Origin of the sequence: Lacinutrix sp. (assembly GCF_029238095.1) — a bacterium.
GTDB lineage: Bacteria > Bacteroidota > Bacteroidia > Flavobacteriales > Flavobacteriaceae > Lacinutrix.
On the sequence record NZ_JAQWGS010000022.1, the window covers coordinates 31,581 to 43,639 of the forward strand.

Sequence of the window (12,059 nt, forward strand, 5' to 3'; positions counted from 1 at the left end):
CTACTTATTCCAAATCTTCCAAGACTTTTCAGCTTGAAACCTTAACATCTGTTCTCCATTAATTAGTGTCGCTTTTTTTTGTCTTCCTAATTTTAAGAATTTTGTTTCTGAAGGATTGTATATTAAATCGAATAAAATATGTTCTTTATTAATTGCTTGGTATGGAATATTTGGACAAACATCAACCTCAGGAAAAGTGCCTAAAGGTGTACAGTTTATAATTATTTGATGCGATTCTATTACAGCATTAGAAAGTGTGTTATAAGAATACTTCGCTTTTTTTGAGATGTTTCTAGACACAAAAGTATATTCAATTCTAAGTGTTTTTAAAGTGTAAGCAATGGCTTTACTTGCACCTCCTGTACCAAGAATTAATGCTTTTTTATGATGTGGCTTAAGAAACGGTTTTAAGGATTTTTTAAAACCGTAATAGTCTGTATTATAACCAATATATTCTCCTTTTTTATTAATTCTAATAGTGTTTACAGCACCAATAGCTTTTGCTTTTTTATTTAGTTTATCTAAATATGGTATGATGCTTTCTTTGTAGGGAATAGTAACATTAAAACCTTTAATAGTATTCTCTTGCTTTAGTCTAGTTTTAAACAAAGTAATGTCTGCAATATCAAAATTCTCATAAATTGCATTTTCAATCTTTTCAGCTTCAAATTTATTTTTAAAATAATTTCGAGAGAAAGAGTAGGAGATGTTTTTTCCTATTAAGCCAAATCTACGCATGTGTTTTTCGTGTTTTTCTACCATACCATTCTAAGGCAAGAACAATAGCAATACCTATTGCAATATAAAAATGTGCAAGATAAGTTTCGGTATTTAGTTCTGGTAAAAAACGTCTGTAGTTTTCTATAATGTGTTTGCCACGACTATCTAAAACAAAATCACCAGTACTATTTGTTTTAAAAATGGTTTCTTTCCAAGGCCAAACTACACCAAGAGAGCCTATAATAAAGCCAATAATCGAGGCAATAGTTACACTTTTGTAGTGTTTTAAAATATAACTTAATACGTGAGAAAATGTAACTAACCCAACTACAGAGCCTAAGGTGAAGACGGCTAATACCTTGAGCATTCTTATACGCTCTGCATCGTTTGTAAAGCTAAAATCTCCATTCACAAGCTCATAAAAAGTATCAAATAGTGCGTTTACAGCGTCTACCAAAAGTAATACATAGTTACCTAATAAAATTAATATAAAAGATCCTGAAAATCCTGGCAATGTCATACCAGAAACACTAATAATGCCACACAAAAACACAAACCAAAGGTTATCGTTTTGTTTTGCAGGATCTAAAAAACTTATACTAATTCCAATAACAGCACCAACTATAAGTGCAATGTAAGTTGTTGTTTTCCAGTCTTTAAAATCTTTACTAATGTAATAAATAGAACCTATAATCATTCCGAAGAAAACACTCCAAACATACAATTCGTAGTGCTTTATAAAGTAGTCTAATAGCTTAGAAACACTAAAATAGCTTACTAGCATTCCAAAAAAGAGAAGTGTTAAAAACCGACCATTGATGTAGAAAAAGAAAGCTTTAAATCTACCGTTAAATAAAAGTTTTAAAGCAGTTAAGTTAACACGTTTAAGAGAATGAATAAACTCTTCGTAAAAGCCAGCAACAAAAGCCACAACACCTCCAGATACACCAGGAACTTTATTAGCAGCTCCCATTCCTAAGCCTTTTAAGATTAAGAAAATTTTATCTTTAAATGTTCTGGTGTTTTGCATTATGCTTTTTTTGAGCCTATTTTCTCTAGAATAAAAATGGTTAAGAATCCAGCAATCATTAATCCAATAGCGAATACTAATTGATGCTGTGTATGATTAATTTCTGAATATATAAAAGGTGAGATACTCTCTTCTAAAACAGTTTTATAACTTTCAAAATCATTAGTATTCTTTTGAAAAATAGCTAAAGTGCCAAGGTTAGAAACAGCATCGAATGGTATAATCTCTCCTGTAGTATCATTCATAACAGCAGTGGTTTGTTTCCATGGCCACATTTTGTTTAAAGAGCCTAAAATAAAACCTGTTAGTAAGGCTAAAGTTGTATTATGATAATGTTTAAATAACCATTTTAATAAACGACTAAAGCTAAGTAAACCAACAATAGCACCAACAGCAAAAATACCAATGTTCTTAAAATCGAAATCATGTACAGCATTACTTAATGCTTTGTAAGCACCTAAAATAATAAGTATAAAAGAACCAGAGATTCCTGGTAATATCATGGCGCAAATTGCTATTGCACCTGCAATAAATAAAAACCAAGAACTATTATTTGCTGCTAAAGAGGGCAAACCTGTAATGTAAAAGGCTGTAGCTGCACCAATAGTTAAAGCGACTAATGTTCCAGCATTCCATTTAGTAATTTGCTTGCCAACAAAATAAATACTCACTACTATTAGCCCAAAAAAGAAAGACCAAATTAAAACAGGATGTTGTTCGATTAGGTATTTAGCCAAACGCATAAAAGAAGCAAAACTTACAATAATTCCAGTAAGTAATGCAAGTATAAAATTACCATTTGCTTTTGTCCAGAAGGCTTTAATGCCATCTTGTTTTAAGGTTTTAAAAAGCGATAGATTAACATTACTTATCGAGGTTATTAACTCTTCGTAAATACCAGAGATAAATGCAATAGTGCCTCCAGAAACACCAGGAACGGCATCTGCTGCTCCCATAGCAACACCTTTAAGTGCGATAATAAAATAATCTTTAAGTGTTCTTTGCATGCTTAAATTTTTCTATTGAATCAAAGGTATACAATTTTAATAATCCAACAAGTACTTTATTAAGCTTGCGTTTTAATATTTTTTTTGTTTCTCTCCATCTGCAAAAGCCTCTTTGCTTAAAAGTTTTCCTTTATTATATTTTCAATTCTTTCAATATCTCCATTGACAAAGAAATAATTCCATTCACTACTAGGTTTTGCGTTTTAAAGTTTCCAATAACTTTTAATTCTCCATTTTTAAGATAAAATTTCCAAAGCTCTGATCTTTTTCCATTTTGAAGTCTCCCAATTTCTTTAATCGTACCTAAATCATTATATTCAGTATGTTATTGAGCAAAAGTTAGAGTTGAAAATAATAATATGATGACTATTATTAATGATTTATTAATGATTGTAAATCTTGAGTTGCTTTGATTATAAATTATTTACTAAACATTTTTTTAACAAGTAAAGACTCATAAACTTCTGGAAAGAGTTCTTCAAGAATAATAATTTGCTCTGCATCAAAACGCAACCCATTTTTTAAATGGTATGTTGCTTTTTCGGTTTCTAGTAATTGAAAATATAAACCTGCCAATCTAAATTCTATTTCGGCATTTTCTGGATAAAATTCTGCTGCCTGAATAAAATTAAAAGTTGCGGCTTGTTGTTCTCCCAAAGCTAACAAAATATCACCACGCACTAACCAGGTTTCTAATTCGTAATTACCTAAATCTAAAATGCGTTTGTAACCACGTTCTGCTTCTTCAAGGAAATTTAATTTATGGTTAATTTTAGCATAATATTTCCAATACAGTATTTTTTCGCCATCTATATTTATGGCTTTGTTTATATAGTATAACGCTTTTTGGTAGTTTTTGTTTTTCGAGTAAAATTTAGTGATAGCAATCCATCCTTTGTCTAAAAGCGGATCTTCGTGTACTGTTTTGTAATAATATTGAACAGCTAGCTCATTATTTCCTAATTTTTCATGGCAACTAGCAATACGTAATAAGGCAAACGATGTTGGGTCTTCTAAAGACAAGGTAATGCTGTAGTTTTCTATCGCTTCGTTATACAGTTTTAGTTTTTCTAGAACTTTACCTTTTTCAAGGTATGCACCAATAAATGTATCGTCTGATATTATTGCAAAATCGTATGCACTTAGTGCTTTTTCATATTCTTTTAGCTCGTAATATTGTCGTCCTAGTTGATGCCAAGCGACTTCGCAATATGGATTTTTATCTAAATAGTTATTAAGATACTCGATAGCTTCGTTGTTTTTATCTAAAAAATCGAAACAATAAATAATATTGTAAAGCGAAGCATAATCTTCTGGATTAGCTTCTAAGCATTTCATGAAATGGTCTCTTGCCAAATCAAATTGGTCTAAGAATAGATATTCCATACCAATAAGTGAGTAAATATCTGCAGTGTCCTCGGCAAGACTTAAAGCTCGTTTTAAAACATCTATCGCTTCTTGGTGTTTATCTTCTTTGGATAAGATATTTGCTTTTTGTATGTATATTTCTTCGTTAGAAGGTTCTAGAACATACAATTCGTTTAATAGTTCATTGGCTTTAGTTAAGTCATTTTCGAACACAAAAACTTCCACTCTAAAGAGCTTTAAATTTGTAGATGTTGGGTGTTGTTCTAAGCCTAGTTTTATAGCCTTTTTGGCAAGAGCAACTTTACCTTGATTAAGATAATGGTGAATAATGTTTTCAAATTCATTCGAGTCAAAAAACAACACATTGTTTGTTTTAAGCATAGACTCAAATTTTGTTAAGGATACGTTATCATTTTCTTCTTCTTGGCTAAAATCCATAGGTGTTTATTTAGCATTGCTATGTAATAAAAGTAAGGTTCAAGGCGCTTCTTTCAAGGTTTAACTAGTAATGTTTTTAACAAAGTAATGAACAACTGTAAAATAAAACCTCTAAAACACTAGCTTTGTAGTTGATTTACAATGTTTTATTTACTTTGCATTGAATTTAATAGGTCAATAATAATGCCACAGCCTTTAATAATTTCAGAATTACTTATGGTTAAAGGAGGTGTAATTCTAATGGCTTTAGGTTCGAATAGTAACCAAAAAAGGATGAGACCATGTGCTTGAGCCTTTAAAACCAGTTGGTTAACAATGTCTTCGGAAAATAATATAGCAGCTAACATGAGACCTTTTCCTCTAATTTCTTTAATTAAAGGATGTTTTAAATGGGTTCTAATGAGTTGTTCTTTTTCTAAGGCTTGAGACATTAAGTCACTTTCTGTAATTTCTCTTAATGTTGCTAAAGCTGCAGCAGCAATTACAGGATTGCCACCAAACGTAGTAATATGTCCCAATTTAGGATGGTTTTGTAAGGTGTCCATTAATTTAGACGAAGCAGTAAAGGCACCAATAGGCAGTCCGCCTCCAAGACCTTTTCCTGTAACTAAAATATCTGGAATACAATTATAGTTTTCAAAACCAAATAATGTTCCTGTTCTACCAATACCTGGTTGGATTTCGTCTAGAATTAAAAGTGCTCCAACTTCGTCGCAACGTTTTCTAATTTTAGCAAGGTAATTGTTTTTAGGTTCTATAAAACCAGCACCTCCTTGAATGGTTTCTAAAATAACACAAGCCGTTTTTGTAGTTATATGTTTTAAATGTGGTTCATGATTAAAGGTAATATGGCTAATATCTGGTAATAATGGTCTAAATGGTGCTTTGCGTTCTTCAAAATCCATTAAACTAAGCGAACCCATTGTGTTGCCATGGTAGGCATTATGTGCAGCAATAATTTGACTTCTTCCTGTTGCGCGTCGTGATAGTTTTAAAGCACCTTCTATAGCTTCTGTTCCAGAATTAACTAAGTAGGTTTTTTCTAAAGAATCTGGTAAGTTTTTAGCCAATAATTCACATAAATCTACAGCAGGTTTTTGGATGTATTCTCCATAAACCATAACGTGTAAATAGTTGTCTAGTTGGTTTTTTACTGCAGAAACGACTTTTGGATGCGAATGGCCTAAACTACAAGCCGAAACACCAGCAACAAAGTCTAAATAGGCATTGTTGTTTGTGTCGTAAATATAAGAGCCTCTAGCATGAGAAATCTCCATAGCAAGAGGATGTGGTGTGGTTTGCGATTGGTATTTAAAAAAGCGTTCTTTCATTATTACTCCTTCTTTTTAATGGTGTCATTAAGAGTTGGTAATGTTTTTTTTAGAACTTTATTTATAGGTTTACTTTGGTTTGGGTTTGCTCTTTTAATATCGTCTCTTACTTGTTTAGTAGGTATTTGTCTAGAGGCTTTTAGAGGTTTATCATCTCGAGCATCGCCAAAGCGTAATTTAGGTTTGCTTTCTAAATCTGCTTGTTCTAAACGGTTTAATAAGTCTTCATCAAAAAATTCTTCCTCAGGTAGCGCAGGAGCTAAGCCTTTAATTATTGGTAAGTTTAAAGGTGGATCGTCTTTAAATAAATCCTCAAAACCTAGAGGTCTTTCGTCTGGTCTCCAATCGAAATCCTTTAGTTTTTTTACACCTTTTGGGATGTCTTTTTCTGGATAGGTATTTGCTTCAGAACCAATGAGTCGTTTGTAATAATATATTCCACCTTCGGCAAAGTACATTTCAATATTGGCAGAGCGTGCTTTGTCTAAGCCTACAAATTCATCGTTTTCATCTCTAATTACAAATACAGATTCCGCATTTTTAAAAATATTAACTTGTTTTAGTTGGTTTCCTTCATCAAATAAACCAACTAAGCGCTTGCCTTTAATTTGGCTAAAATAGTCTGTACTTAAAGTGTCTTTACTAATAATGAAAGCGTTTTCAAAAACAATTAACGAATCTAATTTTTCTGTTTTAGGATTAGATTTTAAATGAATGGTATCTCCAGTAATCTGGTTGGTTAAATTCCATAGAATAGGTCTTCTTTTTACAGCAAATGCATCTTTTTTAGATAAACGCGAGATATTAATAAGTTGGGTTAATCCTGTTTGGTGGTTAACGTGAATAGAATCTGCTTTTCCGCTAACATCAGATTTAAACAATCTTGCATTTCTAAAGGCTCTGGTTATGCGATTATCTTCTTTTCCAGTAACCATTAAGGTGTCTGAATGGATATAAATAGAATCGTTTTCTTGTACAGAAATAGCCAAAGCACGTTTAGTAACAAAAGCAGAATCTTTAGATTTATAGACTTCGGCATAATGACCTTTAATAATGCTATTATTAATAGTATCTGTAATAGTGATATTGTTAGAAGCTGAGGCAAAGTCACGGTTGCGATCAAAATACATACTGTCTCCAACAACGACACGATTATCGTAATCTATTCTTGAGTTTTTGGTAAAATATCCTGTATCATTATTTGTATTATAAAAACCGCGTTCGCAATATACAGTACTGGTTTCTCCTACAATTTTTGAAGCGCCAAACATAAAGGCATGACCAGTTTCTGAATAAAAATCTAATTGATTTGTTGTCAAAATATATTCTGGGTTTACTAATTCTACAGTTTTTAAAAATCGGTATTTCTTTTTAGACATATAGTACCTACCAACTCTACTAGTAATGGTTCCTGAGCTGTCTCTAACTACTTTGCCGTCTTCATTATAAAAAGCTTCTTGTTTTGCACGATCGAAAAATAATTTTTGAGTTGTTAAAACAGAACTTGGTTCTGTTAAAACCACGTCTCCTTTTGCGTATGCTAATTGCGTTTTACCACTATATTCAGCATATTTAGCAATCATAGTAATAGTATCGCCTTGTACCATTTTTACATTGCCATAAGCTTCTACAAAGTTTTCTTTACCATATAATACAGCTTGATCGCAATACATGTCTATACCATCATGGTATACATGAACTTGCCCAGCATCACTTCGTGTAAGTATTCTTGCACCTGGATATTTTTCTTCATCTATTTCGCCAAAAGCACCAGAGTCTTTAATCTCAATATTTTTGCGTTGTTGTGCCATGCCATTAAAAGACATTAGACTTAAAAAGAATAGTATAAAAAGGGTTTTAAACATCTTGTAATTAGTGTTTCAGCAAAAATAACGATTAAAATGAGTTAGTATGATCTATTAGGATAATTTTAATATGAAAAAACCTGTCAGGTTTTAAAACTTGACAGGTTTGAATCTAATTGAAATAAGAAATTAATCCATAAAAATAGTCTGTTTTCTATCTGGTCCAACAGAAACTATTGTAATTGGGATTTCTAATTCTTTTTCTAAGAAATCTATATAGTCGTTTAATGCTTTTGGGAGTTGCGAGGCTTCACTCATTTTAGTTAAATCTTCACTCCAACCTTTAAAACTGGTGTAGATAGGTTCTACATTTTCTGGTTCTATATTAAACGGTAAGTGTTCAATAGTTTCACCTTTATATTTATAAGCGGTTGCTACTTTTAAGGTTTTAAAACCAGACAACACATCACTTTTCATCATCATTAACTGCGTTACACCATTTACACGACATGTGTATTTTAATGCTACTAAATCTAACCAACCACAACGTCTTGGTCTTCCTGTTACAGCACCAAATTCTTGTCCAACTCTTGCCATTTCTTCACCATCTTCATCAAACAATTCTGTAGGAAATGGTCCAGAGCCAACACGCGTAGTGTAAGCTTTAAAGATACCAAAGACTTCTTTAATTTGGTTAGGAGCAATCCCTAAGCCTGTACAGGCTCCTGCTGCTGTTGTGTTAGATGACGTTACAAATGGATACGTGCCAAAATCGATATCTAAAAGTGAACCTTGTGCACCTTCAGCTAAAATGGTTTTGCCATCTCTAAGCGCTTGGTGTAAATAGGCTTCGCTATCAATAAATTGTAATTCTTTTAGTCTTTCTATGGCGTCGAAAAACTCAACTTCCATTTCTTCTAAATCATATTGCACGTCTACATTGTAGAAGGCAATCATGGCTTCGTGTTTGTTTGCTAAGGCTCTGTATTTTTCTTTCCAATCTGGTAGTTCTAAATCACCAACGCGAATACCATTTCTACCGGTTTTATCCATATACGTAGGTCCAATACCTTTTAATGTAGAGCCAATTTTGGCTTTACCTTTAGAAGCTTCGCTTGCGGCATCTAATAAACGATGTGTTGGCAAGATTAAATGTGCTTTACGAGACACAATAAGTTTGGCTTTATAATCGATATTAAACTGGTCTAAGCCTTCTAATTCTTTAATAAAGACTACAGGATCTACTACAACGCCATTTCCAATAACATTTATAGACTCTTTATGAAAAATTCCAGATGGAATTGTTCTTAACACGTGTTTTATACCATCAAATTTTAGAGTGTGTCCTGCATTTGGACCACCTTGAAAGCGTGCAATAATATTGTATTTAGAGGTTAAAACATCGACAATTTTTCCTTTGCCTTCGTCTCCCCATTGTAAACCTAGAAGTAAATCTACTGCCATTATAGTTAGTTTTTTAGTTGTCTTTTGCTGTATTTTTTATTCCATAAAAATAGAGCGAATGTGAATTTATTTTAATGTCAAAAATCTCTTCGATTGTTTTTTTTATGGATTGTATTCTTGGATCGCAAAACTCGATAACTTCACCTGTATCTGTTAAAATTACATGATCGTGTTGCTTATCGAAATATGATTTTTCGTAATGCGATTGGTTTTGTCCAAATTGGTGCTTTCGTACCAAACCACAGGCTAAAAGTAATTCTATTGTGTTATAGAGTGTTGCACGACTAACGCGATATTTTTTGTTCTTCATATTTAAATACAAAGATTCAATATCAAAATGTTCTTCACTATTGTAAATTTCTTGAAGTATAGCGTAGCGTTCAGGTGTTTTTCTATGACCATTACCTTCTAAAAAGACTGTAAAAACATCTTTTACAATCTCTTGATTTTTTGTGTTTGTGTGTGCGCTCATAATCTAAGTTACAAATTTACATATTTTTTTGTGGTAATTGTATAATTTTAAGTCTTAGAATAGCGTGTTATTAAGCAGTTATTAACAAGAGTAAATTATGACTAATATTTTATTTAAATGCGTGAAACTTTATCAATACCATTAATCTTCTTTAAATTATCCATTAACTTTTTTAGTAAAGTTTTGTTTTTAACACTTACATTAATTTTACCTGAGAATATACCGTCATTACTTTGAAAACTAATACTCGTCATGTTTACATGCATGTTTTCTGAAATCACTTTTGTAATATGGTTTACTAAGCCTAAGTTATCAATACCAGAAAGTAAAATGTTAGCATAGTACTCTTGCTTACTAGAGTCAATCCACTTGGCTTGGATAATTCTATAAGCATAATTAGATTGCATGCTTAAGGCATTTGGGCAGTTTTTTTTGTGAACTTTTATACCATCATTAATAGTTGTAAAACCAAAAACAGCATCACCAGGAATGGGATTACAACAAACGGCTAATGTGTAATCTAAGGTTTGTTCATCCTTACCAAAAACCAACATATCATATTTGCTGGTAATTTCGTCTTTTTCAAGCTCTTCTTTAGAAATTGTATTTTTACGGTTTATTTTATTCTTTAAAAAACTAACTAAAGCATTGCTTCTTGATGCAGCATAATCTTTTAACATTGGATTGCTAATAGAACCTATACCAACGCGATAAAATAAATCTAAACTGGTTTTAAGTTTAAAGTGGTTAACCATTTCGTTAACCGATTTCTCATTAAGTATAATTTTAAGTTGTTTTAGTTTTCTGCGTAAAATTTCTTTGCCTTCTTCTGCAATTAATTTTTCGTCTTCTCGCAGTAACGATTTAATTTTTCCTCTTGCTCTAGAAGTGGTAGCATAATCTAACCAGTTAGGATTTGGTTTTACATTATCGCTAGTTAAAATATCTACTTGGTCTCCACTATTAAGTTCGTGACTTAATGGTACTAGTTTGCCATTAACTTTTGCACCTCTTGTTTTCATTCCAACTTCTGTATGGATACTAAAAGCAAAATCTAATGGTGTCGCTCCTTTTGGTAACGATTTTAAATCGCCTTTAGGAGTAAAAACGAATATTTCTTTAGAGTAAAGGTTAAGTTTAAATTGCTCTACAAAGTCTACTGCATTTGTAGAGTGGTTTTCCAGAGCTTCTTGAAGTCTATTAATCCACATGTCGAGGTTATCCTCTTTATCGTCGTTGTTTTTATATTTGTAATGTGCAGCATAACCTTTTTCTGCAATTTCATTCATGCGTTCACTTCTAATTTGCACTTCTACCCAACGGCTTTTTGGTCCCATTACTGTTATATGAAGAGCTTCGTAACCAGTTGATTTTGGTGAAGAAATCCAATCACGAAGGCGAGTAGGATTTGGTCTAAAATGGTCTGTAACAACAGAATAAATCTTCCAAGCTAGAAATTTTTCATTTTCTTTATCCGATTTATATATAATTCTAACGGCAAATTTATCGTAAACTTCATCATACGATACGCCTTGTTTTTCCATTTTTCGCTTAATTGAAAAAATTGATTTTGGACGTCCTTTTATCTCATAATTTAAGTTTTCTTTATCTAAAGAGGTCTTGATCACACTATTAAATTCTTGAATGTAAGCATCCTGATCTTGTTTGCTCTCTTTTGTTTTTAACAGAATATCGTTATAGATTTCTGGTTCTGTGTATTTTAAGCTTAAGTCTTCAAGTTCTGTTTTAATATTATAAAGTCCAATTCTATGCGCTAAAGGCGCATAGATATATAGTGTTTCGCTAGCGATTTTTTCTTGCTTGTCTGGACGCATAGAGTCCATGGTTTGCATGTTGTGAAGTCTATCTGCAATCTTAATAATAATCACTCTTACATCATCGTTTAGCGTCAGGAGCATTTTTCTAAAATTCTCTGCTTGAAGCGAAACATCCATATCTTTCTCTTTGCTTAAGGAAGAAATTTTGGTTAAACCGTCAACAATTCGAGCCACAGTTTGTCCAAATAAATTTTCGATGTCTTTTACAGTATAATCTTCACTATCTTCTACAACATCATGAAGTAGGGCAGCTGCAATAGACGTTGCATCTAATCCAATTTCAGAAGCAACAATACGTGCTACTGCAATAGGATGAAAAATGTAAGCTTCACCACTTTTTCTACGCTGTGTTTTGTGTGCATCTACAGCTACCTCGAAGGCTTTTCTAATGAGCTTTTTATCGTCTGTTGATAGCGATGTGTAGCTAACCTTTAAAAGGTTTTTGTAGGCTTTTGTAATTTGCGCATTTTCTTTTTCAATATCTACTTCTGTCATAGAATTAAAAATAAGAATTAAATATGAATGTGCAAGGTGTTTTTTTATTTTTTAAGTAAAGAAATAAAACTAATACTTAATCTAAAAAAGA

Annotated in this window: 9 protein-coding genes; all 9 read right to left on the reverse strand. The window is 32.0% G+C overall.

The genetic code is table 11. The annotated features are described in order from the left end of the window. Entirely contained in the window at positions 1-738 is a 738-nt protein-coding gene (locus P8H50_RS05715) for a shikimate dehydrogenase (RefSeq protein ID WP_300206521.1), read from the reverse strand. Next, the gene (locus P8H50_RS05720; RefSeq protein WP_300206523.1) at positions 731-1,750 is read right to left on the reverse strand and encodes a DUF368 domain-containing protein; all 1,020 of its coding nucleotides are present in this window, start codon (positions 1,748-1,750) and stop codon (positions 731-733) included. The genes P8H50_RS05715 and P8H50_RS05720 overlap by 8 nt, the downstream gene beginning before the upstream one ends. Beyond that, entirely contained in the window at positions 1,750-2,757 is a 1,008-nt protein-coding gene (locus tag P8H50_RS05725) for a DUF368 domain-containing protein (protein WP_300206525.1), read from the reverse strand. The genes P8H50_RS05720 and P8H50_RS05725 overlap by 1 nt, the downstream gene beginning before the upstream one ends. 420 nt (positions 2,758-3,177) lie before the next feature. Continuing rightward, entirely contained in the window at positions 3,178-4,563 is a 1,386-nt protein-coding gene (locus tag P8H50_RS05730; RefSeq protein ID WP_300206527.1) for a tetratricopeptide repeat protein, read from the reverse strand. A gap of 146 nt (positions 4,564-4,709) precedes the next feature. Further along, positions 4,710-5,894: an aspartate aminotransferase family protein gene (locus tag P8H50_RS05735; RefSeq protein ID WP_300206529.1), complete on the reverse strand. Its 1,185-nt coding sequence runs from the start codon at positions 5,892-5,894 to the stop codon at positions 4,710-4,712. A 2-nt stretch (positions 5,895-5,896) separates the two neighbouring features. Further along, positions 5,897-7,759, reverse strand: coding sequence for an OstA-like protein (locus tag P8H50_RS05740; RefSeq protein WP_300206531.1), 1,863 nt, complete (start codon positions 7,757-7,759; stop codon positions 5,897-5,899). Between the two features lie 129 nt (positions 7,760-7,888). Next, a complete protein-coding gene (locus P8H50_RS05745) occupies positions 7,889-9,163 on the reverse strand; it encodes an adenylosuccinate synthase (protein ID WP_300206533.1) in 1,275 nt (424 codons plus the stop codon). Positions 9,164-9,176: 13 nt separating this feature from the next. Continuing rightward, the gene (locus P8H50_RS05750; protein ID WP_300206535.1) at positions 9,177-9,635 is read right to left on the reverse strand and encodes a transcriptional repressor; all 459 of its coding nucleotides are present in this window, start codon (positions 9,633-9,635) and stop codon (positions 9,177-9,179) included. A 113-nt stretch (positions 9,636-9,748) separates the two neighbouring features. Further along, positions 9,749-11,968 carry a RelA/SpoT family protein gene (locus tag P8H50_RS05755; protein ID WP_300206537.1) on the reverse strand — a complete coding sequence of 740 codons (2,220 nt, stop codon included), beginning with the start codon at positions 11,966-11,968 and terminating at the stop codon, positions 9,749-9,751. Between the last annotated feature and the right edge of the window lie 91 nt (positions 11,969-12,059).